General features: G+C 35.8%; 24 protein-coding genes. 20 read left to right on the top strand and 4 right to left on the bottom strand.

Going from position 1 to position 25978, the window contains the following annotated elements:
- Nucleotides 1–99: 99 nt before the first annotated feature.
- The 3 genes from FHL06_RS05655 to FHL06_RS05645 all read right to left on the bottom strand — a co-directional run bounded on the left by FHL06_RS05655 (nt 100) and on the right by FHL06_RS05645 (nt 2886).
- Complete coding sequence (locus tag FHL06_RS05655; RefSeq protein WP_162000168.1) at nt 100–744, bottom strand: copper homeostasis protein CutC; 645 nt, start codon at nt 742–744, stop codon at nt 100–102.
- A gap of 83 nt (nt 745–827) precedes the next feature.
- Nucleotides 828–1664, bottom strand: coding sequence for an undecaprenyl-diphosphate phosphatase (locus FHL06_RS05650; protein WP_153385255.1), 837 nt, complete (start codon nt 1662–1664; stop codon nt 828–830).
- A 205-nt stretch (nt 1665–1869) separates the two neighbouring features.
- The gene (locus tag FHL06_RS05645) at nt 1870–2886 is read right to left on the bottom strand and encodes a lactonase family protein (protein ID WP_153385254.1); all 1017 of its coding nucleotides are present in this window, start codon (nt 2884–2886) and stop codon (nt 1870–1872) included.
- 76 nt (nt 2887–2962) lie between these two features.
- On the opposite strand from FHL06_RS05645, the gene FHL06_RS05640 reads away from it, so the two are divergent.
- The 14 genes from FHL06_RS05640 to FHL06_RS05575 all read left to right on the top strand — a co-directional run bounded on the left by FHL06_RS05640 (nt 2963) and on the right by FHL06_RS05575 (nt 18208).
- Entirely contained in the window at nt 2963–4174 is a 1212-nt protein-coding gene (locus FHL06_RS05640; protein WP_153385253.1) for an AI-2E family transporter, read from the top strand.
- Nucleotides 4175–4362: 188 nt separating this feature from the next.
- A complete protein-coding gene (gene trmL, locus FHL06_RS05635; protein WP_153385252.1) occupies nt 4363–4872 on the top strand; it encodes a tRNA (uridine(34)/cytosine(34)/5-carboxymethylaminomethyluridine(34)-2'-O)-methyltransferase TrmL in 510 nt (169 codons plus the stop codon).
- A gap of 16 nt (nt 4873–4888) precedes the next feature.
- On the top strand, nt 4889–5329 hold the full coding sequence (locus FHL06_RS05630) for a DUF1149 family protein (protein ID WP_153385251.1): 441 nt from the start codon (nt 4889–4891) through the stop codon (nt 5327–5329).
- 82 nt (nt 5330–5411) lie between these two features.
- The gene (locus tag FHL06_RS05625) at nt 5412–7805 is read left to right on the top strand and encodes a DNA translocase FtsK (protein ID WP_153385250.1); all 2394 of its coding nucleotides are present in this window, start codon (nt 5412–5414) and stop codon (nt 7803–7805) included.
- Nucleotides 7802–9070, top strand: a complete 1269-nt coding sequence (yfmF, locus tag FHL06_RS05620) for an EF-P 5-aminopentanol modification-associated protein YfmF (RefSeq protein WP_153385249.1) — start codon at nt 7802–7804, stop codon at nt 9068–9070. The genes FHL06_RS05625 and yfmF overlap by 4 nt, the downstream gene beginning before the upstream one ends.
- Before the next feature lie 7 nt (nt 9071–9077).
- Nucleotides 9078–10316: an EF-P 5-aminopentanol modification-associated protein YfmH gene (yfmH, locus tag FHL06_RS05615; protein ID WP_153385248.1), complete on the top strand. Its 1239-nt coding sequence runs from the start codon at nt 9078–9080 to the stop codon at nt 10314–10316.
- A complete protein-coding gene (ymfI, locus tag FHL06_RS05610; protein ID WP_337692534.1) occupies nt 10317–11042 on the top strand; it encodes an elongation factor P 5-aminopentanone reductase in 726 nt (241 codons plus the stop codon).
- A gap of 65 nt (nt 11043–11107) precedes the next feature.
- Nucleotides 11108–11965, top strand: coding sequence for a helix-turn-helix domain-containing protein (locus tag FHL06_RS05605; RefSeq protein WP_153385246.1), 858 nt, complete (start codon nt 11108–11110; stop codon nt 11963–11965).
- Nucleotides 11966–12031: 66 nt separating this feature from the next.
- Nucleotides 12032–12616: a CDP-diacylglycerol--glycerol-3-phosphate 3-phosphatidyltransferase gene (gene pgsA, locus FHL06_RS05600; protein ID WP_153385245.1), complete on the top strand. Its 585-nt coding sequence runs from the start codon at nt 12032–12034 to the stop codon at nt 12614–12616.
- 24 nt (nt 12617–12640) lie between these two features.
- Complete coding sequence (locus tag FHL06_RS05595; RefSeq protein WP_153385244.1) at nt 12641–13183, top strand: CinA family protein; 543 nt, start codon at nt 12641–12643, stop codon at nt 13181–13183.
- 88 nt (nt 13184–13271) lie between these two features.
- Nucleotides 13272–14420, top strand: coding sequence for a recombinase RecA (gene recA, locus FHL06_RS05590; RefSeq protein WP_153385243.1), 1149 nt, complete (start codon nt 13272–13274; stop codon nt 14418–14420).
- 126 nt (nt 14421–14546) lie between these two features.
- A complete protein-coding gene (gene rny, locus FHL06_RS05585; protein ID WP_153385242.1) occupies nt 14547–16112 on the top strand; it encodes a ribonuclease Y in 1566 nt (521 codons plus the stop codon).
- 121 nt (nt 16113–16233) lie between these two features.
- Complete coding sequence (locus FHL06_RS05580) at nt 16234–17319, top strand: glycosyltransferase family 4 protein (RefSeq protein ID WP_153385276.1); 1086 nt, start codon at nt 16234–16236, stop codon at nt 17317–17319.
- Nucleotides 17320–17458: 139 nt separating this feature from the next.
- Nucleotides 17459–18208, top strand: coding sequence for a helix-turn-helix domain-containing protein (locus FHL06_RS05575; protein WP_153385241.1), 750 nt, complete (start codon nt 17459–17461; stop codon nt 18206–18208).
- A 65-nt stretch (nt 18209–18273) separates the two neighbouring features.
- Here FHL06_RS05575 and FHL06_RS05570 read toward each other — a convergent pair whose 3' ends face one another.
- Nucleotides 18274–18912 carry a YigZ family protein gene (locus FHL06_RS05570; RefSeq protein ID WP_153385240.1) on the bottom strand — a complete coding sequence of 213 codons (639 nt, stop codon included), beginning with the start codon at nt 18910–18912 and terminating at the stop codon, nt 18274–18276.
- Between FHL06_RS05570 and FHL06_RS05565 the strand changes: the two genes are divergently transcribed.
- The 6 genes from FHL06_RS05565 to FHL06_RS05540 all read left to right on the top strand — a co-directional run bounded on the left by FHL06_RS05565 (nt 18894) and on the right by FHL06_RS05540 (nt 25978).
- A complete protein-coding gene (locus FHL06_RS05565) occupies nt 18894–20255 on the top strand; it encodes a DEAD/DEAH box helicase family protein (protein ID WP_153385239.1) in 1362 nt (453 codons plus the stop codon). The two genes, FHL06_RS05570 and FHL06_RS05565, sit on opposite strands and share 19 nt — an antisense overlap.
- A gap of 293 nt (nt 20256–20548) precedes the next feature.
- The gene (locus FHL06_RS14670) at nt 20549–20932 is read left to right on the top strand and encodes a ComF family protein (protein WP_238333968.1); all 384 of its coding nucleotides are present in this window, start codon (nt 20549–20551) and stop codon (nt 20930–20932) included.
- 96 nt (nt 20933–21028) lie between these two features.
- Complete coding sequence (hpf, locus tag FHL06_RS05555) at nt 21029–21577, top strand: ribosome hibernation-promoting factor, HPF/YfiA family (protein WP_153385237.1); 549 nt, start codon at nt 21029–21031, stop codon at nt 21575–21577.
- Between the two features lie 222 nt (nt 21578–21799).
- Nucleotides 21800–24160: a preprotein translocase subunit SecA gene (gene secA, locus FHL06_RS05550; RefSeq protein ID WP_153385236.1), complete on the top strand. Its 2361-nt coding sequence runs from the start codon at nt 21800–21802 to the stop codon at nt 24158–24160.
- A 42-nt stretch (nt 24161–24202) separates the two neighbouring features.
- Nucleotides 24203–25316, top strand: a protein-coding gene (prfB, locus tag FHL06_RS05545; protein WP_153385235.1) for a peptide chain release factor 2 whose coding sequence is annotated in 2 segments (ribosomal slippage) — nt 24203–24274 and nt 24276–25316 — 1113 coding nt in all. Because the reading frame shifts where the segments join, the coding sequence is not laid out codon by codon here.
- Entirely contained in the window at nt 25313–25978 is a 666-nt protein-coding gene (locus FHL06_RS05540) for a response regulator transcription factor (protein ID WP_153385234.1), read from the top strand. The genes prfB and FHL06_RS05540 overlap by 4 nt, the downstream gene beginning before the upstream one ends.

Raw genomic sequence — 25978 nt, 5'->3', positions numbered from 1 at the left:
GTACTTTAATTACCAGGAGCTATTTATTTTGGATGTTATATTCCCCGTTTAGGAGAAAATAGTTATGTCCTTAAACTCTTTTATTTCTAATTAATCATTCTAATCGTTGATTCCAGCGATGATTTTAGTACCGTGCAATTCTTTAACACCTAATTTTTCAGCGATTTCATCGCAATTTTGATGGTTAATGCCACCACCAGGAAGAATTGTGATTTTGCCATCGGCATAATCGATGTACTTTTTAATATTGTCTAAGGTTTGGTCGATAGGAGTAGTTAGTGGTCCACCGTGAGTCAGGATGCGCTCTACATCGTGATCGATCAGCCAGTCGATAGCATCTTTTTTATTGTCTTCTGCTAAGAAATCAAAAGCCATATGGAAGACTACTTGCATTCCAGATGAAGCAGCAATCAATTGTTCCATTGCATCAGTGTCTAATTCTCCGTCCTTAGTTAATGCACCAAAGCAGACGCCGTCGACGCCTAATTTTTGAGCTTGGAACAAGTCAGCTTCCATCATTTTAATTTCCAAATCATTGTAGACGAAATCTCCTCCACGAGGACGAATCATTTCTACTATGGGAATGGATTTTTCTTGAAGGTATTTGGTAGTCTCTTGGAGAACTCCAAAACTTGGGGATGTTCCACCGACGGCTAGATTATCGTTTAATTCAATTCGATTGGCACCCTTTAAAACAGCAGTAGGGACCTTTGTGAAATTTTCTAATGCAACTTCCTTATAAATAATAATCAACCTCTCTTTATTCGTTGTGACTATATTCTAACAATTATTACAAAAAAAAGAACGTCAGACGACGTTCTTTACGATTATAGAATTGCTTTGAAACCAAAGTAAGCAATTACAATGATGGCCAAGATAATTCTGTACCAACCAAAAGCCTTAAAGTCATTACGTTTGATGTAATCCAATAAGAATTTGATTGAAGCGTAGGCAACGATAAATGAAACTAACGTACCGACAATTAAAATTATCGTTTGATCACCTGTGAAGGAATGACCATTTTTAAAGTATTTAAAAATCTTCAAAAGACTGGCACCAAACATTGTTGGAATGGCTAAGAAGAATGAGAACTCAGTTGCAACGAATCTAGAAGTACCAACTGTCATACCACCTAAAATAGTTGCACCGGAACGTGAAGTACCGGGAATCAATGAGAGAACTTGGAAAAGTCCAATCTGCAAGGCAGTTTTATAAGAAAGACTATCTAAATCAGCTACTTGAGGTTGCTTGTCTTTAAGCCAGTTTTCAACAACGATGAACAAAATACCATAAATCAAAAGTGTGGCTGAAATGACTTGCCAACTAGTTAAGTGAGCATCCATCCAATCGTTTAGTGGCAATCCGAAGATTACTGAAGGCAAGATGGCAACGATGACCTTGAACCAAATATTCCAAGTTTGATTTTTCTCAACGTGATTTTTCTTGGGTGAGAAAGGATTCAACTTGTGGAAGTAAATCAAGATAACCGCTAAGATTGCACCAAATTGAATAACTACCATGAACATGTTGATAAAAGCGGTGGATTCATTTAATTTAACGAATTCGTCAGCTAAGTATAAATGTCCAGTTGAACTGATAGGTAGAAATTCAGTGAAACCTTCAATGATACCAAGGATGATGGTTTTTATAATTTCAATGAACATAATAAATAATTATTCTGATATACAAGATGTGAGTAAATGTCATAAAGGCACTTAAGAAAGATTGTATATTTCCCTTCTACATTTCATTTTCTAAAATCGTAATTGGTCAATGAATGAAAAACGATTCTTAGTATTTAATAACAAGCACCTCACATTGATTTATATGCTAGCTAAAAAATTGACCAAATTTAGATTAAGACTAGAACTAGATAAAGTGTACACAAACGCACTCAGGAATGGAAATATTTTTTTTCAAATCAGTCAAATTTCCCTTTTGGGCATTGCGTTTAAAGATTGAGATATTGTCAGAATCTTGGTTAGCCACAACAAGGTAATTTTCACTTGGGTCGAGTTCAAAATCACGTGGACCATTGCCATTAGCTGAAGTAGTATTGAGTTTCTTGAGACGATCGCCATCTGCACTAACTGAAAATGTTGCGATCGTATCGGCGCCACGAGTTGAAACATAAAGGAATTTACCATCTTTACTGATACGGATAGCAGCGGTGGTATTCTTTTGTTCATCTTTAGCAGCTTCTACTTCATCAACTAAGGTCAATCCAGCTGTTTCTTTATTGTATTCCATCACTAATACTTTAGATGATAACTCACAGGCCACATAAACATAAGGCTTAGTAGGATTGAAGACTAAATGTCTAGGAGCATAGCCGCTTGGAGCAACATAATTATTCATTAATTTAGGTTGTTTAGGATTTTCGAGGTCATAAATATAAATCCTGTCTGCACCGTAATCACAAATAATCAATTTGCCATCTGGTGTCAAGGCACTATAGTGAGGTTTTGATTGGTCTTGCTCAGTACGTGGACCATGGCCTTCGAAATTTAATTCGGAGTAGTGTTCAATTTTGCCATCTTCTGTCAGATGGTCAATCTTAACTTTGCTCAAATGGAAATAGGCACTGAAAATCAAATTGCGACTGGCATCAAATTTTACATATGATGGGGAAGTTTCTTCTGAAAAATCTTCATCCAATAATTTTGGTGAATCTTCGGAAATATCATAAATGACGATTCCACCTTTGTCGCCTTTTTTGGCTAAGGCAATCAACTTCATATCGTTAGTAACGTCAATATATGTGGGACTATTGAGTTCTAGTAGAACTTTAGGTGTTGTCAATTCGCCGTTTTCAGAATTGAATTGTGCTTGATAAACACCTTTGCCGGTATTGGTATAACCACTTAAAAGAACGTTTTCAATCATTAATAATTCCTCCAAATAATGTATAGTATTATAATATACAGTATAATCTTACTAGAATATTTTTGGGGAGTAATTCATGAAAGAAACACCAGAAAGAAAGAAAAGTTGGTTTTACAAATGGTTTCTGAATAACCAATTGACGGTGATTCTGATTAATATTTTCCTAGTTTTTTTGATAATTTACTTATTTTCAAAAATAAAATTTGTCTTTGAACCAATAAGCCAAATTCTGGGGATTACGATGCCACCAGTGATTTTAGCGCTGGTGTTATATTATTTGATTAATCCGTTAATTAATTTATTAGAAAAAAGGTTTCATATTAATCGGATAGTTTCGATTACCTTCGTTTTCATAATTATTTTGGCATTATTGATTTGGGGCGTTATGTCGCTGATTCCTTTTGTTCAAAGCCAAGTTGCTTCGTTAGTTCAAAATTGGCCACAGTATTGGGATTCTTTGAATAAGAGTTTGCAGAATTTATTTTCTGATCCTAAGCTTCATATTGTTCAGAAGAGATTAGCTGATACGAATACCAGCATAACGAAGAGTTTTGAGAAATCAATGGACCAGATTTTGCCACAGACCGTCAATAATATCAGTTCAGCTGTTGGCGTGTTGACCAATGTGGTAGTAGTTATCTTAACGGCGCCATTTATTTTGTTCTTTATGTTAAAGGATAATAATAAATTTAAAGAGTCAGTGATTCGTTTTGTTCCAAACCGTGTGAAAAAATCAGTTGGCGATATGTTATCTGAAATCAGCAAAGCTTTGAGTTCATATATCACAGGTCAATTGACGGTTGCCTTTTGGGTTGCTGTGATGTTTTTCATTGGCTACCTGATTATTGGTCAAAGATACGCTTTGATTTTGGGTATCGTAGCTGGGATTCTTAATTTGATTCCTTATATCGGTTCGACTTTAGCTTTAATACCATCGCTTGTGATTGCTGCATTTATTGCACCATCAATGGTCTTAAAGGTCGTCATTGTCTTTATTGTTGAACAAACAGTTGAAACACGTGTTGTTTCGCCAATTGTTGTTGGAAACAAAATGCAAATGCATCCTGTTACGACAATCCTAGTACTGTTAGTTTCAGCAGGGATGTATGGTTTGATTGGCATGATTGCCGGAATTCCAATCTTTGCTATCTTGAAAATTATTTGTACGAGATTCTTTAATTGGTTCAAACGAAACTCAAGTTGGTATCAAGATGAGCCATTAATAGAGGATAAAAAAACTGAATCAGAGGATTCAGATGATGATAGTTCCAAAAAAATTCACAAATAATTCATATTTGTGTTGTCTAGACCGGGCATATCGTATATAATGTTCTTTGAGTTTTGTATTTGCTTGTTTTTCTCAGGAGAAATTTTGACAAAAGCAGGTAAATGAGAGGCTATACTAGCGCATGTCCTTGCTGTGGTTTTCACCGAGGGTATGCGCTTTTTTGGTAAAAAGGAGACTAAATTTAAATAATGACAAATCATATTGCACTTTACGAACCATTGATGCCAGCAAACACAGGTAATATTGCTAGAACTTGTGCTGGTACCAACACTAAATTACACCTCATCCGTCCATTAGGATTCAGTACTGATGATGCTCATATGAAAAGAGCTGGCTTAGATTATTGGGATAAGGTCGATATTACTTATCATGATGATTTAGATGACTTTTTGAATTCTATTCCTGATGATAAATATCTTTATTTAATCACTAAGTTTTCAAATAAAGTTTACAGTGATCAAGATTTCACTGATACTTCAGCTGATCACTATTTCTTATTTGGTAAAGAAACAACAGGTTTGCCAGAAGATTTTATGCGTCAAAATCCTGAGAAATGTCTTCGTATTCCAATGAGTGATAATATTCGAGCTTTGAACTTATCTAACAGTGTTGCTTTAGTTATATATGAAGCTGTTCGTCAACAAAAGTTTGCAGGCTTAGAATTAAGTCACCATTATCAACATGATAAATTAGATTAGGGGGAAAGATTAGATTATGAAAATTAATAAAGGTGAAGTTACTGTTCAGTCGTTTCATTATGATGCAGAAGCACCGACAGCCGATGCAAAAACAAATTTGAATATCAATATTGAACATCCTGGATTCAAAAACGAGGATGGAACGCCAATGAATGAAGATGAAGGTCTGATTTTACAAATCGTGGTTCCATTTGAAATTCACATTGAAGATGCACCATTCAAGGTGTCGGGACTTATTGGACAAGTTGTTCAGCCAGTTGATTTTCATGGTGAAATCAAAGATCTCGATTCTAAACAGGTTAGACAATTATCACGTTCAGTAGTGGAATATATTGAAACGTTGGTTTATCAAGTTACTAGCGTTACGTTGAATCATGGCGTTTCATTGAACTTTAATGAAAATTCAGAGATTAAGCCCAATGACGCTATGAATGATTTGAAGAATGAAGATAAATAAACAGTCCAGCTGGGCTGTTTTTTTTAGGTCTTAAAAAAGGTATAATTTTAGATGATGACTTTTAAAATCGTGTGAGGTACTTATGGTAAGAAAAAAGGCAAGTTCAAAGCCTAGAAAGAGAAAAAAGACTGTTGATAATTCACGCTTGATTAAATCTTTAATCAGTCTAGTATGGATAATTTTGTCAGTTTTAGGCCTGTTCAAATTTGGACTGGTTGGAAAAACCTTTGATAATCTTTATCGAATTCTAGTTGGTGACAGTTATCAAGCATTATTGATTATTAGCATTTTTATTGGGGCAGTAGTGATTGCAACGGGTCGAATACCCGTTATGACGCCGAAGAGAAATTTCGGATTTTTATTTGTATATTTAGGAACTTTAATTATTTTACATGGCATTTTCTTCTCAAATATGTCGCTTTATCATAACTATAATTTAGTGACTTGGAATACATTGGCTGCTGACATAACGCAAGTCTCAGTTAATGACACTGTCGGTGGAGGTATGATAGGCTCATACTTGTTCAGTATTTTTATGCCGATGTTTTCAACTGTGGGGACTTATTTTGTCACGGCAATATTGATTTTTATAGGAATATTGATGTTGTGCAATGTGACGATGAAACAGGTATCAATCGTTACAACGGATGTTTTAGTTTATTTCAAACATTTGTTCATCAAAATAAAAGATGCTTTGAGTGGAAAATATAACGATTATGTTGATCAAAAAGCAACTGATAACAAACCGAAGACGGCTAATAAAGCAGCTAAAGAAGATACAGTGGATCGTGACGATGATAAGTTTGCCGATGGAATCAATAGTTTTACTAAAAAAGAGCCAGATTCTGAACCGTTTGAAATTGAACAACCAACAATGAAAAAGGCATCGAAGGAAATGTCTGAACCTAATTCTGATAAAGCTCAAGTGGTTTCCAAACCTTATGGTATCGATGGGACTAAAGATAAGGACTTACCAGACCCAGTCAGTGCTAAAAAGGGCGATACAAATGTTAGTGATGAAGGGTATCAATTGCCTGGAGTGGACTTGTTAAAAGAAGTTCCTCAGACTGACCAAACATCAGAAGTACATTTGATTGAGGAAAATAAAGATAAATTACGTGAGACATTCAAGAGTTTTGGCGTTGACGTTGATGTTAAAAAAGCTAGTCTTGGACCAACCATCACAAAATATGAAGTTCAACCAGCTGTCGGTGTTAAAGTCAGCAAGATTGTTAACTTGGCCGATGATTTAGCACTAGCTTTAGCAGCCAAAGATATTAGAATCGAGGCGCCAATACCTGGTAAGCCATTCGTTGGTATTGAAGTGCCTAATAAGACTATTTCGACTGTTTCATTCAAAGATATTACTGAGAATCAAAAGGATAAGACTCATCCGTTGATTGTTCCATTAGGAAAAGATGTTTCAGGTAACATTATTGAAGCAAATATTACTAAAATGCCGCATTTATTAATTGCTGGTTCAACTGGTAGTGGTAAATCTGTAGCTATTAATACGATTATTACCGGTATTTTAATGAAAGCTAAGCCAAATGATGTCAAATTAATTTTGATTGATCCAAAAATGGTGGAATTAAATGTCTATAATGGCATTCCGCAATTGTTGATTCCAGTTGTAACTGATGCAAGACGTGCTGCTGGAGCTTTACAAAAGGCGGTTAAAGAAATGGAACGGCGTTACAAGCTCTTTGCCGATACCAGTCACCGTAATATCACTGAATACAACGCCGATGTAGATAAATTCAATAAAACAGCTAGCGATGAAGAAAAAATGGAACGTTTGCCTTATATCGTCGTTATAGTCGATGAATTATCTGATTTAATGATGGTTGCTGGGCATGAAGTTGAAGCAGCTATCGTTCGATTGGCTCAAATGGCGCGTGCTGCTGGTTTGCATATTATTATTGCAACGCAGCGTCCATCTGTTGATGTTATTACTGGATTGATCAAAGCCAATATTCCATCAAGAATGGCCTTTGCTGTTTCTAGTGGGGTCGATTCAAGAACAATTCTTGACTCAGTTGGTGCAGAGAAGCTCTTAGGGCGAGGCGATATGCTATTTCAACCGATTGGAAAGAGTAAGCCAGTTCGCTTGCAGGGAGCTTATATTTCGGAATCTGAAGTAGAAAATGTCGTTAACTTTATTACAAATCAACAGACGGCAGAATATGATGAAGATATGATTCCAACTGATGTTGATGAATCGGGCACAGGTGATGGTGAAAAACCTGAAGATGAATATTGGGATGATGCTGTCGACATGATAGTTGATAAGCAATCAGCCAGTGTTTCGATGCTTCAAAGAAGATTCAGTATTGGCTACAATCGAGCCGCTAGAATGGTCGATGAAATGGAGAATAAGGGCATTGTTGGTGCTTCAGAGGGAAGTAAACCCCGCAAAGTCTTAATCACTCCCGAACAACTTGAAACAATAAAGAAAAATCAGGTGAAAAATTGAGAAAAACATTAGCAAAAAATATTTTCTTGAATATTAATCCAATAAAAAAATTCCGAACCATTAAGATTCAGATGGACTTCTTACGTCCATTAAACAAAGATGAAACCACTAGCCGACGCTTATTGGCTAATGTTATGTCTAATTCAACGGCAGATTATCCCAGTTTTAAAGCGATAAATGACCGTGAAATGGAACTTTATGGTTCAGAAATCAACGTCTTTACGCGCAATCTTCTAAACTTCAACGATTTAGCATTTAGCGTAGAGTTTGCTGATCCTAACTTTTTAATAGATGGACAAAAGCAGATTAAGGATAATCTTGATTTACTTGGTGAAATTATTTTTAAGCCCAATTTAGATGGAAATAAGTTCAATCAGACTGCCTTTGAGACAGAGAAAAGAAACTTAATGTCCAATTTAATTTCGGTCCAAGATAATCAAGACCTTGTTAGTACCTTGGGATTAGCTAAGCTAATCTATCAAAATAATCCTAACCGTCAAATTCCAATTTTTGGAAGTATTGAGCAACTAAAAGATTTAACAAATGAAAAGTTATTGGAAACTTATCAAGATGTTGTCAAAAACGATACGATTGTGATCAATGTCGTCGGAAATGTTAATGAAGATGAGTTTCTTCAAGAAATAATGGCTAGTGATTTTTATCAACAAATGACAAATGATCGAAATGACTTACAAATTGAATTTGAGAAATTCACGGAATTAGTTAAACATCCTTTGAAACAAATTGATCATAAACATTTAAACCAAAGTCGAATTGCCCTAGCTTATTCGACTGAAAATATCAATAAAAAATTTAACCGATTGGCTCCACAAGTTATGAACTTGATTTTAGGAGGAGACGACCAATCGCAACTATTTCAACAAGTCAGAGAAAAGAATAGTTTAGCTTATTCAGTTTCTAGCGTTTATCAACCAATCAGTCACTTAGTGATGATTCAAGCAGGTCTTGATTCTGCTTCAATTGATAAGGCTTTGGACTTGATCAATCAACAAATTGATTACATCAAGCGTGGCGATTTCACTGATAATCAAGTTAGCCATGCTCAAAAAGTTATGTTAACTAGACGAAAGATTTCAACTGATTCGATTCACTATTACATTATGAGAAGCATTTGGGAAACAGTTTATCCAAAGACTTTACTAACTGATGAACAATTTCAAAATGATTTGGATAATTTGGATCGAGAACATATTGCAAATGCAGCTCAAAATCTGCATGCAATTGCGCAATATCAGTTGATTTGAGATTAGTATGACGGAAAAATTAGAGAAACAAACAAAAAAATTGGCCAATGGTTTGCAAATAAGCGTCGTACCAATGCCAGGCTTTAACCAAGTTTATGGATTGGCGATGGCTAATTTTGGATCAGTTGACACTCAGACGCAAAAGGGCGCTTTGCCAGCCGGGATAGCTCATTTTATTGAGCATAAGCTGTTTGCCAAGCCAAATTATGATGTATCTGAAAAATTCGCTCAATATGGGGCTAACTCAAATGCTTATACCAGTTACACTAAGACGGCTTATTTATTTCAAACTTTAGAGAATCCTTATGATAATTTGCGTATCCTTTTGGACTTGGTTCAAAATCCTTATTTCACTGATGCAAACGTGGCTTCAGAACGAGGAATTATTGATCAAGAAATTCAAATGTATCTTGATATGCCAGAGTGGGTCTTGGAACAACGAATTTTAGGAAAACTCTATCCAAATGACCCTATTGCTCAAGATATAGCTGGTTCCAGTGCATCTTTAAAACAAATCAATCGAACTAACTTGTCAGAGACTTATCTTCAAAATTATCGTCCAGATAATATGGATTTAGTTTTAGTTGGCGATGTTGATTTTGAAAAAATTGAAAATATTGTTGAATCATCTGACTTTCATACCGTAGATGCACCTTTGAAAAAAATTCAAGGAAAATTTGCTCCAATTGCTCAAGGCGGACAGGAGACAATGGATATCAGTCAGGCTCGAAGTTCATTTGGAATTAGAATCGATACTGAAATGTCTGGATATGATTTAGTTAAAAAGCAGTTTGAATTGAACATGATTATGGAAACCTTAATCGGTGAATCTTCTAAAAATTATCAAGAAATGAGCCGACTTAATTTAATTGATGATAGTTTTTCTTATAATGTTGTTGCAGAAAACAACTATTGTTTTATCATTGTTAGTGGGTCAACAAATAATCCTGAGCAATTTCAAGAATATTTACGCAATCATCTATCTTACGAGGTCTTAAAAGAAGTCTTAAGCGACGCAAAATTTGAAAGAATCAAACGTGATGCAATCGGTTCTTATCTTTTTGCACAAAATTCACCAGATGCAATTGCCAATCAAATGGCAGAATTGTATTTTTATGATGTCGATTATTTGCAACTTATCCATATGATTGATTCGATAAGTAAGGATGATGTGCTAGAAATATCTGCGAAATTTCTAAAAGATGATAATTGTACCTATTACAATCTTTTACCAAATAGGAAGTAAATTATGTATGCATTGGTTATGGGTAGTTCTGGCGATATAGGGACTAGCAGTGCAAAGAAACTGGCTAAAAATGGCTGGTCTCTTTATCTGCATTACAATCGCAATAAAGAACGAATTGAAAAGTTACGCACAGAGCTTGTCGATAAGTATCCGCAACAAGATTTCATTCCCATTAAATTTGATATGACGCATGATGCTGTCTCAGATTTAACGAAACAAATCTTTGGGTTAGATGCGATTGTGTTTGCACAAGGCAATACTTACTACAAGTTATTAGTTGATATTTCAGAAGAGGAAATTGATTCTCTTTGGAATATTCATTTGAAATTACCAATTCTTATTCTGAAACAATTGCAGGATAAGCTTGCAAAGACGCATCATGGTCGAGTGGTTTTCATTGGATCCATTTATGGAAAGATTGGTTCAGCAATGGAAGTCGTTTATAGCACGGTGAAGGGTGCAATGTCATCTTTTGCGGATGCTTATGCTAAAGAAGTTGCTTCATTAGGTATTTCTGTCAATGTTGTTGCACCAGGTGCGGTGAATACCAAGATGAATACACAAGAGTTTTCACAAGAGGATTTGGAAAGCGTCAAAGATGAGATACCAGCTGACAGGTTGGCAAATCCAGATGAAATAGCTGATTTAGTCAGTTATTTAGTCAATATCAAGTCGAATTATCTGACTGGACAAACGATATATTTTGCTGGTGGCTGGTTGTTATAAGGTCGCTAGTAGTTGGATAATAATATATGTTATACTTAGAAAAATTAGTTAATCGGTGGTAAATAATGGACGAAATTGGCCAAAAGTTAAGAAATGCCCGTATTAAAAAGGGCTACACAATTGATGATTTACAACAAATCACAAAAATTCAAAAAAGATATTTAATTGCTATTGAAGAGGGTCAATTTGATCATCTTCCTGGTGACTTTTACGTTAGAGCTTTTATCAAACAATATTCTGATGCAGTTGGGATAAATAGCGATGACTTGTTGGATGAATATAAGGCTGAGATACCTAATTCTCAACCAAAGCAAGAAGCACAACCAACAGAAACAAAAACTCGAACAATCAAAGAAGAATCCAATTCATTTTTCTCCAATTTGAGTAATTATATTCCTCAAATCGTTGTTGGAATAATTATAATTGTAATTATTGCTGTGATTGCTTTTGGAATGGTACACCGTAGTCAAAACGAATCAAGTGTCTCAATTCCTAAGGATAATACAACGCAAACAACTAAAAAGAAGAGCAGCAGCAGTAAAAAAACAACAGCTAAAAAAGATACTAAGAAAAAGTCTAAGACAACTAAAAAGTCAACTTCAGCAAGTGTTGAAGAATCAAGTACCTCTGGAACATTCACAGTTAAGAACGTTCCTTCAGATGGCTTGAAAGTAGTTGTCGAAGGTAGTGGTGGTCAAGCTTGGATTCAATTTGATGAAGGCTCAGACACGACTTGGCAACAAGCATTGAGTTCTGGCGATAAGAAATCAACGACTGTACCAAGCGATACTTCAACTTTCTCGATTCAAACAGGTAACGTCAACAATACGAAAGTTACTATTGATGGAAAAGCTGTTGATTTATCAAAATCTCAAAGTGGCAGTTCAATCGTTAAAACTTTGACATTTAATATTGAAAAATAAAATAATGGTGTCTAATCTTATATGAGTAGACACCATTATTTTGTTAAAAATCTTGGAGGATATCTGATGGTTTGGAATGTACCTAATAAATTAACCATGTTTCGCATTATTTTAATACCAGTATTTATTATTTTATTGGCATTCGGTTGGAGTGATTGGGGCGATATTTATGTTGCTAACGATTTGATTCCAATGAATCACGTTATTGCAACAGTAGTTTTCATTGTAGCTTCATTAACAGATTTACTTGATGGTAAAATTGCTCGTAAATATAATTTAGTTTCTAATTTTGGTAAGTTTGCTGATACTTTAGCTGACAAGATGTTAGTTATGACAGCATTTATCTTTTTAGTTAGCTTTAACATGGCTCCAGCATGGGTAGTCGCAATTATTGTCTGCCGTGAATTGGCCGTTACCGGATTGAGAACGATTGTTTTGGAATTTGGTGGCAAAGTTATGGCAGCACAAATGCCTGGAAAAATTAAAACAACTACACAAATGTTAGCAATTATTTTCTTATTGCTACACGATATTTTCTTCTCCGCTATTGGTATTCCTATTGGAGAAATATTCTTATACATCTGTTTGATCTTTACGATTTATTCAGGTGCTGATTACTTTATTCAAAGTAAAGATGTTTTCAAATCTTAATACGTAATTTGGAAAGTGAGAACAATGAATAGCAAAGTAACTGAAATTTTAAAGAGAATTGAATCGACTGATTTTGAATCTGGCTTGCCTAAGGAATATGAAGATATTCCTCAACAAGTGGTGGAATCATTAAAAAGCAATGGTTTAAAAATTACTGCTGCTGAAAGTTTAACGGCAGGATTATTTCAAGCAACTTTGGCATCTGTTCCTGGAGCCTCAAATGTTTTTGATGGAGGATTCGTTACCTATGCTGATTCTGTTAAGGTTCAGTTATTAGGGATGGATGAAGACTTGATTAAAAAAAATACTGTCGTCAGTGGTCCTGTTGCACAAGCTATGGCCGAATTATCAGCTAAAAAGTTGCAAGCTGATATTGGCGTAGGCTTTACAGGTGTAGCTGGTCCTGATCCTTTAGAAGGCAATCCGGTCGGAACCGTCTTTATCGGTGTTAATAATAGTCAAAAGAACCAAACAATAGTTAAAGAAATTCACTTTTCTGGAACACGTCAGGCGATTCGTTTGCAAGCAATGCTTTGTGGATTTGCTCTCGTTTGGGAAATAATATAACGGACAAACATTTGTTCGCTTTTTTCTTGCTTTTTTGATGAATTACTAATAATATACTTAGTGATGAATGCATTAGGAGGAACTCAATTTGGCTAAAGATGAACGACAAAAGGTAAAAGATGAACGTCAAAAAGCGTTAGACGTTGCTTTGAAAAAGATTGAAAAAGACTTTGGTAAAGGTGCCATTATGAGAATGGGTGATGACGCAAATACCCAGATTTCAACAGTATCTACTGGTTCACTAGCCTTAGATAATGCTCTAGGTGTCGGAGGATTTCCACGTGGTAGAATCGTTGAAATCTATGGACCTGAAAGTTCTGGTAAAACTACTGTGGCCTTACATGCGGTTGCAGAAGTGCAAAAACAAGGCGGTACAGCTGCTTATATCGATGCTGAAAATGCCATGGATCCAGAATATGCCAAGGCTTTAGGCGTTAATATTGATGAATTATTGCTTTCTCAACCTGATACAGGTGAACAAGGACTTCAAATTGCTGATGCCTTGGTTACCAGTGGTGCAGTTGATATTGTTGTTGTTGATTCAGTTGCAGCCTTAGTTCCACGTGCTGAAATTGAAGGGGAAATGGGCGATGCTCACGTTGGCCTTCAAGCTAGATTGATGTCGCAAGCTTTACGTAAGCTTTCGGGTTCAATCAACAAGACTAAGACAATCGCTTTATTTATCAATCAAATTCGTGAAAAAGTCGGTATTATGTTCGGTAATCCTGAAACAACGCCTGGTGGTCGTGCTTTGAAGTTTTATTCGACTATCAGACTTGAAATTCGCCGTGCTGAACAAATTAAAGATGGTTCAGATGTAATTGGTAACAGAACTAAGATTAAAGTCGTGAAGAACAAGGTTGCGCCTCCATTTAAGGTGGCTCTAGTAGATATCATGTATGGACATGGTATTTCACAGACAGGTGAATTGGTCGATATGGCTGTCGATAAGGATATCATTGATAAGAGTGGTTCTTGGTACTCTTATGGCGATGAACGGATTGGACAAGGTCGTGAAAACGCGAAGACTTATCTATCTGAGAATCCTGAGAAGATGGAAGAGATCAAGAGTCGTGTCAGAGCCGCTTATGGAATGGATGGAAAACCAGATGATTCAGCTACAGAAAAAAAGGATGATGATAAGTCTTCTGAGACAAAATCATCAACTAAAAAAGGTCAAAAAAATGCTGAAACCATCGATTTAATTCCAAATTCAAATAAAAAAGAGACTGATTAGGTCTCTTTTTTTCTTTTTATTTGGTTGACAGGTCATATTTATTCTATAATATTAAGTTGTATGTAAATATTCTGTAACATATGATTTTACAACAAACTTTTTAAAAGCAAACATGGAGGTGATGGCATGTATCCTGCTATCATAACCTTCTCTTTCGCTCTAGTAACATTGATCGTAGGTGTTCTTTTCGGATATGCTCTCTGTAAGGATGCTTATGAGAAAAAACTTTCACAAGCAAAACAAACTGCTGAAGATATTGTTTCAGATGCTAAAAAAGCGGCTAAGTCTTTGAAAAAGGAGACTTTGCTTGAAGCAAAAGATGAAGTTCATCGTTATCGTGAGAAACAAGAAGATGAACTTAAAGAACGTCGTAAAGACATTCAGAAACAAGAGAATAGAGTTCTCGAACGACAAGACATTTTAGATAAAAAGGACCAATCGTTAGAAAAACGTGAGGAAAATATTGAAAATGGCGAGAATAATATTACAGCAAGACAACATAAACTTGATGAAAAATCTAAACAATTGACTGATACTCTAAATGAACAGCAAGCGGAGCTGGTTAGAGTAAGTAATTTAACTCGTGAACAAGCAAGAAAGATTATTCTTGGTAAATTAAATAAAGAATTAGTACATGAACGTGCCAAGATGATTAAAGAAAGCGACGAACAGGCTAAGCAACATGTTGATAAAGATGCGAAAGCCTTAATCGTTGCAGCTCTTCAAAGAAGTGTGGCTGATACGGTTTCAGAATCTACCGTTACGACCGTTACCCTACCTAATGAAGATATGAAGGGCAGAATCATTGGCCGTGAGGGGAGAAATATTCGTACCATTGAATCACTTACTGGTGTCGACTTGATTATTGACGATACGCCAGAAGCGGTTTCATTGAGCGCTTATGATCCAGTGAGAAGAGAAATTGCCCGCATGGCTCTGGAGAAATTGATTGAAGATGGTCGTATCCATCCAGCTAGAATCGAAGAAATGGTCGATAAAGCTAGAAAAGAAATGGATGATCATATTCGTGAAGTCGGTGAACAGACAGTTTATAGTCTGGGCATCAGCTCTGTCAATCCAGATTTAATCAAGATCATTGGACGTATGCAATATCGTACGAGTTACGGTCAAAATGTTTTGAGTCACTCAATCGAAGTAGCTAAATTATCCGCTGTAATGGCTGCTGAAATGGGTGAAGATGTTATGTTAGCAAAACGAGCAGGTTTATTGCACGATATCGGTAAAGCTATCGATCGTGAAGTTGACGGTTCACACGTTGAAATTGGTGTGGATATCGCCACTAAGTATAAAGAACCAGAAGTAGTCGTTAATACGATTGCTTCACATCATGGGGATGTAGAACCAACATCATTCATCGCAACAATTGTTGCAACGGCTGATGCAATTTCTGCGGCACGTCCAGGTGCCAGATCTGAATCGATGGAAAATTACATCCATCGACTTGAAAAATTGGAAGAAATTGCCAATAAGCATGAAGGTGTTGATCATTGTTACGCAATTCAAGCTGGTCATGAAATTCGCGTGATGGTCAAACCAGAAGAAATTTCTGATGACCAAGCTGCAATTTTGGCTCGAGATATCAAAGGGGAGATTGAAGAAAATCTTGAATATCCAGGCCATATCAAAGTTACAGTCGTACGTGAAGTTAGAAAAGTTGAATTAGCTAAATAATTAAAATATTAAGGGGTGTGTCTTTTGATGCACTCTTTTTTTAATTTCTTTTTGGAATAAGCGCTTGGTATTGTATAATTGTTTTATTAATGGAAAGTGAGTTTTTCTAAAAATGTCGGGTATGTTTAGTGTAATAGTAAAATTATTTTTAACGATGATCTTATCGGCTGCGATAACTCCTTTCGTAGTGAAGTTAGCTTATATCTTAGGGGCAGTGGATAAGCCCAATGCACGTCGTGTTAATATCAAGCCAATGCCCACAATGGGTGGACTGGCTATTTTTATTGCGTTTAATTTCTCCACGTTTGCGTTATTACGGGAACAGTTCCCTACACATGAATTATTTAGTGTTTTTTTAGCGGAATGTATAATTATTTTGACTGGTATTATTGATGATATTCGAGAGCTTTCCCCGAAAGCTAAGTTAGCCGGTATTTTTGCAGCTGCTTTAGTTATTTATTTCTTAGCAGGAATCAGAATGAATGAGGTTACCTTGCCAATTGTAGGGACTTTCTACTTAGGATGGTGGAGTTTGCCGATTACCATTATTTGGATTATCGCCATTACTAATGCCGTCAATTTGATTGATGGTCTGGATGGTTTAGCGACGGGGGTTTCAATTATTGCCCTGTTCACAATGGGCGTCATGGCATATTTCTTCTTGAACTTTACCAACGTTTACGTTGCTATTTGGATTTTTGCGATGGTTTCAGCCTTGATAGGGTTCTTGCCGCACAATTTCCATCCAGCTAGTATTTTCTTAGGTGACACCGGTTCGTTATTTATTGGTTTCATGATGGCTGTTTTCTCACTCAAGGGTTTGAAAAACGTAACTTTCATTACTTTGTTAATGCCGGTAGTTATTATGGGTGTGCCAATTACCGATACTGTTTATGCAATTTTAAGAAGATTATTGAACAAAAAGCCAATTATGCAAGCTGATAAGCATCACTTGCACCATCGATTAATGCAATTAGGATTGTCGCATCGCCAGACGGTTCTAGTAATTTACGGATTGTCGTTGGTATTTGCGTTTATTTCCTTGCTTTATCCATTGTCAACCTTGTGGGGCAGCGTGCTCTTAACAATTGGTGTTTTGATTGGCTTGGAATTATTTATTGAATCGATTGGATTATTGGGCGATGATCGACAACCTTTATTAAAAGCAATTCAAAGACTTGTAAAAAGATTAGAAAAGAAAAATTAACAGACGTCGTTATAACGCCTGTTTTTTTTGCTCTAGAATTAATTCCACAATTGATAGACTGACTAGTTATTGAATTCTTGTGTCTGTAGGTAGTTAATTAGATTTGGCCTTGTTAAATTGACTTTGAGGAGAAAACATTATGGAATTAAGCCAGCAATTAAAAAAATATCGGAAAAAAACTAATCTGACTCAAAAAGAATTGGCGATGAAACTAAACGTTTCTGATAAAACCATTTCGAGTTGGGAGACTGGTCGGACCTATCCGGATATTTCTTCATTAATTAATCTTAGTTCTATTTTGAATATTTCCTTAGATGAGTTTTTAAAAGGAGACGCAGAGACTGTGGATAAAATTGATAAAGATTTAAAGTTAAAGGGAGTCTATAAGAAGTGGTTTACCATCATGGCTTTTGTATTTATTGCCATTCTTGGTAGTTTTATATTTCTTTTGACCTATCAGTATAAAAATGAAGTGGTTGATCGATTCAATCCTCTGATACCAACTGAAATTGGTTATGCTGCTGTGCCAACAAAGGAATCTGCGAAAAAGTCGGATTATAATGTTCAAAAAATTTCCAAAAATAAAACGAAAAAACTTTTGGGAAGTCCATATAAAAATATGGTGGTGACCGACAACGCTTGGGGAGAATCAATGTATTTAACTTTTTACGGAGGGTTGGCACCAAAGGATAAACCGTATGCAATGGTCAAACATCATGGTACTTATGTCTCTAAAATTAATTTTATCGATTGGGAATCAATTCCTAAACCGATTCGAAATAATATGTATCCTGATTATGAAACGTATCGAGAAATGTCTCAAAATCTGCCACAGCAGGCTAAGTGGGAAAAAACAGTTAGATTTACTGTTCAAACTGGTAAGTATTAAAAATTGATTGTAAAAAGGACCTAGTGATTTTATATAATCGCTAGGTCCTTTTGTCGAAAACTCGTTTAATTAGCAGCAATTGGAACTTGTTTATAGCTTTGTTTGGTTTTCTTTAAAGTGATTTGATTCTGAAAAAGGTCTCGAATGTTTTGTTCGGTCTGTTCAGCTGTATCTAAATCCAAGAAAACTTCACATTTCACATCGATTGCAAATTGTTTATTCTCTAGTTGAATCTTTTCAGTTTGAGCATAATTATTAAATTTATCGAATAAATGATAGGGAATCGTTAATTCATATCCCTGTTGAATACGATTTTCGACCAAGCCTATTTCTTTAACAGCTTCTGCAGTAGTAGATGAATAAGCTCTGATTAAACCGCCAGCTCCGAGTTTGATGCCACCGAAGTATCTTGTTACAACCACTGTGACATTTAAAAGGTCTTGTTGTTGCAAAACATTAAGAATTGGTGATCCAGCAGTTCCACTAGGTTCTCCGTCATCTGACATTCGTTCTGTTTTAACATTTTCCATAACAATAAAGGCGGTACAGTTGTGGGTAGCTCCTGATTCTTGTTCTCTGATTTTTTGAATAAAATCATTGGCCTCAGCTTCTGAAAAAGTTTGTGCGATGTGAGCGATGAAGCGTGATTTCTTAATATCTTTTTCGTGACTGCCAGTATTGGCAATTGTTTTATAATTTTGCAAAAAATTTACTCCCTTGCGTATTTTTTAATATGGATAAAATAAATGAATATTTAGGTGGCCGAATTTTAAAAAAGGCTGATTTAAAAATAGATGAATTGAATTACTTATTAGAAAACGGCGGCTGCTTAGTTCCAGCGACTTTTAAAAAACGTAACAAGTTGTATTGCCGGAGATGTTTGATGGAAATCGTCAAATTGCCGATTAAATCCCAATATTGTCGAGCTTGTATAAATTTAGGAAAGATTGAAGTTAACGATGAATTGATAATTACCCCCACAAACGTAAAATTTCCAAGTCAGTCTAATTATTTAACCTGGCATGGACAACTAACCGTCAATCAGGAAAAAGGAGTTAGAGAGCTCCTCAAAGCGTTTCAAAATCATCAAGATCACTTAGTCTGGGCGGTGACAGGTGCCGGAAAAACAGAAATGATTTTCCCATTATTAGAACAAGTTTTGATTCAACAAAAACGAGTCGCCATTTGTTCGCCCAGAGTGGATGTTTGTATTGAATTATATCCTCGGATTCAGCAAGTTTTTCCACAAACATCGGTGGGATTATTTCATGGTAAAAGCGACCAAAAATATTATTTAGCTCAAATCTCATTAATGACGGTTCATCAATTAGTTAGATTTGAAAGAGCCTTTGATGTATTAATTATTGATGAGGTGGATTCTTACCCCTTGGCGGGCAATAACATGTTGTACAAGGCTATAAAAAAGGCAAAGAAAGATAATGGAATAATCATTTATTTATCAGCTACGCCACCTCAAAAATTATTGCAAGCCGTAAAACGTAAGAAAGTAACCTTAACTAAATTGTATCAAAGATTTCACGGACATCCATTACCAGAGCCTCATTGCCATCTGCTGATTGAAAAATTAGAATTCTTAGGAATCAATCCGAAATTACGCCTTAGATTAAACCGATTGATTAGAAATCACGAAAGATTTATGCTTTTCTTTCCCCAGATTCCAATAATGAAATCATTTGCGAAGAAATTAAAGAAATTATATCCAGAATTATCTTTTGTTGATGTTAGTTCAAAAGATGAACAGCGTTTGAAAAAGGTTCAACTATTTCGAGAACAACAAGTCCAAGCTATCCTAACTACGACTATTTTAGAAAGAGGCGTAACTTTTAAAAAAATCACGGTCATAGTATTGGAAGCTCAGGCAAAAGAATTTACTAAAACAACTTTGATTCAAATTGCCGGAAGAGCGGGTCGTGGCGTGGATTCTTTTGACGATGAAGTTCATTTTTATTATCGATTTTACAATCGTCAGATAAAACAAGCTTGCCAAGAAATCAGCTATTTGAATAGACAGGCGGTCAAAAAATGAAATGTCTTTTTTGTGGCAGTGATATAAATAGAAATTTAAAAATAAATGAAATTTTTTCGTTAAATAAAATCAATCCAAATTATATTTGCAATTTATGTCGTAGCCAAGTAATACCATTAGCTGGACGCAATAATTGTTCACGCTGTTTTAAACCAAATAGTGGGAGAATTTGTGATGATTGTCTGATTTGGGAAGAAAAATACCATATAATCAATTGTCATCACGCTTTGTTTGAGTATAATCAGTTCATACACAGCTACTTCAAGCTGTATAAACGATATGGAGATGTCTTATTGGCTCGTTTGTTTTATCAAGATATCATGCAGTGGTCTTCTTTGCATCACTTTGATGTAGTTACGTATATTCCAGCAAGCCCAAGTCATCTTCTAGAGCGCGGATTCGATCCAGTCTATGAATTGTACTCTGAGGTTTTTGATTTGAAGAAACTCCTAATTAAAGCTGACGCTGATAAGCCCCAAGCCCAAAAAAATCGTTTAGAGCGATTGCAGACGCCACAGACTTTTAGCGCCAGACCAGAAATTAGGACGATTCCTAAGGACAAGAGTATTTTAATTTTGGATGATATTTATACGACTGGTCGGACTTTAATGTACGCTCGTGAGATATTTTTGGCACAAAATTTGCACAATGTTACGACATTTTCATTATCTAGATAGTGTAAACGTTGTCATATAAGCTCAAGAATATTATAATTGCATTAAAGAGATGTAAGAACACTCTTAAATTTCCTATCGTTGGAAGGAGAGATTATTATGTTAACTATTAATGTACGTGGTGAAAATATTGAAGTAACTTCATCAATTCGCGAATATGTCGAAAAAAGACTTTCCAAAATGGAAAAATACTTTAGTGGTGAAAGCAATCCGATTGCTCATGTAAACTTGAAAACATACCCTTCAAAAGGTACAAAGGTTGAAGTAACAATTCCATTGCCATATATCACATTGAGAGCCGAAGAGGTCAATGATGATTTATATGCTGGAATCGATTTAGTTGTCGATAAGCTCGAAAGACAAGTTAAGAAATTCAAAACACGTGTAAATCGTAAGAGCCGTGAAGGTGGAAGCGTTAAGGATCTTCCATTGGATGATATCACGCCAGATGATACTCAAGAAGATGCCTCAGAAATTGTTAGAACAAAGCGTCTTTCATTGAAACCAATGGATGCTGAAGAAGCTGTTCTACAAATGGAAATGCTTGGCCACGAATTCTTCATTTTTGAAGACTCAGAAACAAATGGAGCAAGCATCGTATACAAACGTAACGATGGCAAATATGGCTTGATTGAAACTAATGAATAATTGATAATATACAAAGAGAGCTTCAAATGAGGATTGAATCCTTATTTGAAGCTCTTTTTAATTTGACTATAAAAAATGTAAAGCATTTTTAATACAAAGCACTAAAAAATAGTGTATCATTGTAATCCTGAAAGTCTGTTTAATTGATAATGAGTTTAAAACTTTAAAAATTAATGCTACTATTAAGAGTATGTTTATAACACTTAGGAGAGATAGATTAAAATGGCAAATCCACTAAGAAGATGGGTCGAAAGCGATAAAAGAGAAGTTAAACGTATGGGCAAGATTGCCGATAAGATTGAAGCTTATGCTGAACCTTACAGTAAATTGTCTGATGAAGAACTTCAAGCTAAGACTCCTAAATTTAAAGAGAGACTAGCAAACGGTGAAACTTTAGACGATATTTTACCAGAAGCTTTTGCTACAGCTAGAGAAGGTGCCAAAAGAGTTCTTGGACTATATCCATTTAGAGTTCAATTAATCGGTGGTATCACTTTGCATGAAGGTAATATTGCGGAAATGAAAACTGGTGAAGGTAAAACTTTAACAGCTACATTGCCCGTTTATTTGAATGCTTTAGCTGGCAAGGGTGTTCACGTTGTTACAGTTAATGAATATCTATCTGGCCGTGATGCTAAACAAATGGGTGAGTTATATAACTGGTTAGGTCTATCAGTTGGCTTGAACATTAATAGCATGGACTCAGAAGAAAAACGTGCTGCTTACAATTGTGACATTACATATTCAACTAACAGTGAATTAGGATTCGACTACTTGCGTGATAACATGGTCGTTTACAAGGAACAAATGGTTCAACGTCCACTTCACTATGCAATTGTCGATGAGGTCGATTCTATTTTGATCGATGAGGCTAGAACTCCATTGATCATTTCTGGTGCAGCTGAAAAATCAACTGCAATGTATGTTAGAACTGATCGTTTCGCTAAGACGCTTGACAAGGATGATTACAAGATTGATTGGCCTACAAAGTCAATCAGTTTAACTGAAACAGGAATTAGAAAAGCTGAAGATTACTTTGGCCTTGATAATTTGTATGATATTGATAATACAGTTTTAAATCACCATTTGGATCAAGCATTACGTGCCAACTTTATTATGAGTTTGGATATTGATTACGTGGTTCAAGACGGTGAAGTAAAAATCGTTGACCAATTTACTGGTCGTGTTATGGATGGCCGTCGTTATTCTGATGGATTGCACCAAGCTATTGAAGCTAAAGAAGGCGTTGAAATCCAAGATGAAACTAAGACCATGGCTAATATCACTTATCAAAACTTCTTCAGAATGTATGATAAATTAGCTGGTATGACTGGTACTGCTAAGACTGAAGCAGAAGAATTTAGAGAAATCTATAACATGGAAGTTATTTCAATTCCTACTAACAAGCCAGTTATCCGTGATGATAAAGATGACGTTTTGTATCCAACTTTGAAGAGTAAGTTTGCGGCTGTTGTTCGCGACATCAAAGCTCGTCACGAAAAGGGTCAACCTATTTTAGTTGGTACTGTTGCGGTTGAATCTTCAGAATACCTATCTAAATTATTGGATAAAGAAGGTATTCCTCACGCTGTCTTGAATGCTAAGAACCACGCCAAAGAAGCTGAAATCATCATGAACGCTGGTCAACGTGGCGCCGTTACGATTGCTACTAATATGGCTGGTCGTGGGACTGATATTAAACTTGGACCGGGAGTTGTTGAACTTGGCGGTTTAGCTGTTATTGGTACTGAACGACATGAATCACGTCGTATCGATAATCAACTTCGTGGACGTTCAGGTCGTCAAGGTGATCCTGGTGTAACACAATTTTACATGTCGCTTGAAGATGACTTGATGAAACGTTTTGGTTCTGAAAGAATCAAGCACGTTTTGAAGGCTTTGAAGGTTGAAGACGACGATGCTGTTATTCAAAGTAAGATGATGACTCGTCAAGTTGAATCAGCTCAAAAACGTGTTGAAGGTAATAACTACGATACACGTAAGAATACTTTGCAATATGATGATGTTATGCGTGAACAACGTGAAGTTATCTATAAAGAGAGAATGGAAGTTATAACTGAAGATAAGGATCTGGATAGGGTCTTGCTTCCAATGATTGAACGTACAATTAAAGCTCAAGTCGATGTTCATACTCAAGGTAAAGAAGAAGATTGGGAACTTGAAGCTATTGCTGATTTTGCTAAGTCAGCCTTAGTTAATGAAGATAAGATGAGTGTTGTTGATTTGCAACTCAAGACACCTGAAGAAATCATTAAGTACTTGATGGACTTTGTTACAAAGAATTATGAAGAGAAGAAACAACAATTAGGCGACCCTTCACAAATGCTAGAATTTGAGAAAGTTGTTATACTAAGAGTTGTCGATGAACATTGGACTGATCATATCGATGCTATGGATCAACTTCGTCAATCAATTGGTCTACGTGGATACGGACAATTGAATCCTTTGGTTGAGTATCAAGAAGAAGGATATCGTATGTTTGAAGAAATGGTTTCTGATATTGAATATGATGTTACAAGACTATTCATGAAGGCCGAAATTAGACAAAATATGGAAAGATAAAAAGCGGGCCAAATGGCCGGCTTTTTTTATAAGGGTGATTAAATGGAATTTGGAGAAATTAAAAACCGTATTTCCGATATGGAGAACAAAATAACTCAATTCAGGGGGTCTCTTTGACTTAGAGAACCTTGAAGAAAGCATTGCTGAAAATGAAGCTAAGATGACTGAGAATGGTTTTTGGGATGACCATGAAAAAGCTCAAAAATTAATTGATCAAACTAATGATCTCAAAGATAAATACGACAATTTCAAAAAGTTAAGCGAAGGTTTGGAAAATTTACAAGTTCTCGCTGAGCTATATCAAGAAGATCCAGAAGATGACTTGATAACACAAATGGAAACTGATTCTGATAAGTTGGCTGATGAATTGCGTAATTATGAATTGATGATGCTTTTGTCAGAACCATATGATTCTCATAATGCAATTTTAGAAATACATCCTGGAGCAGGTGGAACTGAATCGCAAGATTGGGGCTCAATGCTTTTAAGAATGTATCAAAGATGGGCTGAACAGCATAAATTTTCAGTTGAAGTCGAAGATTATCAACCCGGCGATGAGGCAGGAATTAAGAGTGTTTCAATGATGATTCGTGGTAAAAACGCCTATGGATTGCTTCGTTCCGAAAGAGGAGTGCACCGTTTAGTAAGAATTTCACCCTTTGATTCGGCTGGACGTCGACATACATCGTTTGCATCAGTTGACGTAATGCCCGAATTGGATGATAGTATTCATGTTGAAATTAACGATGACGATTTAAGAGTTGACGTTTTTAGATCATCTGGTGCTGGTGGTCAACATATCAATAAGACTTCATCAGCGGTCAGAATCACTCATTTGCCAACAGGAATCGTCGTTAGTTCGCAAGCACAGCGTTCCCAATTACAAAATAGAGAAACAGCCATGAACATGTTAAAGGCTAAGCTCTTCCAACGAGAAGAAGAAGAACGTGCTAAAAAGCATGCTGAAATCCAAGGCGAGCAAAAGGATATTGGCTGGGGCTCACAGATTCGTTCCTACGTTTTTCATCCATACACAATGGTTAAAGACCATCGTTCCAATTATTCAACGAGCAATGGTCAGGCCGTTATGGATGGCGATTTAGATCCATTTATTTATGCTTATCTCCAATGGAAACTACAAGGGGTCAAACAATGAAAAAGAAAATCTTAGTTGTCGATGATGAACCTACGATCGTAGAATTAATAGAATACAATTTGGAAAGTAATGATTACCAAGTCTCTACTGCCACAGATGGGCAAATGGCGCTTGATAAGGCCAATACCGGAATTTTTGATTTAATCTTATTGGATCAAATGTTACCCAAATTGAGTGGAATTGATGTACTGAAAAAAATGCGCAAGTCAGGTAATCTTACACCAGTTATATTTTTAACAGCGGTGGATTCTGAAGATAACAAGATTGAAGGCTTGATCAGTGGTGCTGACGACTATGTCACCAAGCCTTTTAGCATCAAAGAATTACTGGCACGAATCGAAGTTGTTCTAAGAAGAACTTCGAGTGAAGAAAAAGAAAAGAATTTCAGACTCAATACCGATGTCAAAAGTTTGATTATTGATGGAAATGAAATCAGTTTGACTAAAAAGGAATATGAGTTATTGGAGTTTTTGATTAGAAATAAAGGCATTGTCGTGTCTCGTGAGCAAATTTTTGACAATGTCTGGGGAATTAATTCGAATTCACAAATGCGGATGGTCGATATCCAAATTAGTCACCTCCGTGATAAAATTGAAACGGATACGAAAAATCCACAAATAATTAAGACCGTCCACGGGTTCGGTTATATTTTAGAGGTATGA

Origin of the sequence: Companilactobacillus halodurans (assembly GCF_009600985.1) — a bacterium.
In the GTDB taxonomy this organism is placed as follows: Bacteria; Bacillota; Bacilli; order Lactobacillales; family Lactobacillaceae; genus Companilactobacillus; species Companilactobacillus halodurans.
Note: the sequence above shows the minus strand (reverse complement) of the source record. Positions and strands in the feature narration are given on the sequence as shown.

Bases quoted from the DNA above. Each gene is read 5' to 3' on its own strand.
- FHL06_RS05650 (WP_153385255.1), bottom strand. From the start codon at position 1,664: ATGTTCATTGAAATTATAAAAACCATCATCCTTGGTATCATTGAAGGT.
- FHL06_RS05645 (WP_153385254.1), bottom strand. From the start codon at position 2,886: ATGATTGAAAACGTTCTTTTAAGTGGTTATACCAATACCGGCAAAGGT.
- FHL06_RS05640 (WP_153385253.1), top strand. From the start codon at position 2,963: ATGAAAGAAACACCAGAAAGAAAGAAAAGTTGGTTTTACAAATGGTTT.
- trmL (WP_153385252.1), top strand. From the start codon at position 4,363: ATGACAAATCATATTGCACTTTACGAACCATTGATGCCAGCAAACACA.
- FHL06_RS05630 (WP_153385251.1), top strand. From the start codon at position 4,889: ATGAAAATTAATAAAGGTGAAGTTACTGTTCAGTCGTTTCATTATGAT.
- FHL06_RS05625 (WP_153385250.1), top strand. From the start codon at position 5,412: ATGGTAAGAAAAAAGGCAAGTTCAAAGCCTAGAAAGAGAAAAAAGACT.
- yfmH (WP_153385248.1), top strand. From the start codon at position 9,078: ATGACGGAAAAATTAGAGAAACAAACAAAAAAATTGGCCAATGGTTTG.
- FHL06_RS05605 (WP_153385246.1), top strand. From the start codon at position 11,108: ATGGACGAAATTGGCCAAAAGTTAAGAAATGCCCGTATTAAAAAGGGC.
- pgsA (WP_153385245.1), top strand. From the start codon at position 12,032: ATGGTTTGGAATGTACCTAATAAATTAACCATGTTTCGCATTATTTTA.
- FHL06_RS05595 (WP_153385244.1), top strand. From the start codon at position 12,641: ATGAATAGCAAAGTAACTGAAATTTTAAAGAGAATTGAATCGACTGAT.
- rny (WP_153385242.1), top strand. From the start codon at position 14,547: ATGTATCCTGCTATCATAACCTTCTCTTTCGCTCTAGTAACATTGATC.
- FHL06_RS05580 (WP_153385276.1), top strand. From the start codon at position 16,234: ATGTTTAGTGTAATAGTAAAATTATTTTTAACGATGATCTTATCGGCT.
- FHL06_RS05575 (WP_153385241.1), top strand. From the start codon at position 17,459: ATGGAATTAAGCCAGCAATTAAAAAAATATCGGAAAAAAACTAATCTG.
- hpf (WP_153385237.1), top strand. From the start codon at position 21,029: ATGTTAACTATTAATGTACGTGGTGAAAATATTGAAGTAACTTCATCA.
- secA (WP_153385236.1), top strand. From the start codon at position 21,800: ATGGCAAATCCACTAAGAAGATGGGTCGAAAGCGATAAAAGAGAAGTT.
- FHL06_RS05540 (WP_153385234.1), top strand. From the start codon at position 25,313: ATGAAAAAGAAAATCTTAGTTGTCGATGATGAACCTACGATCGTAGAA.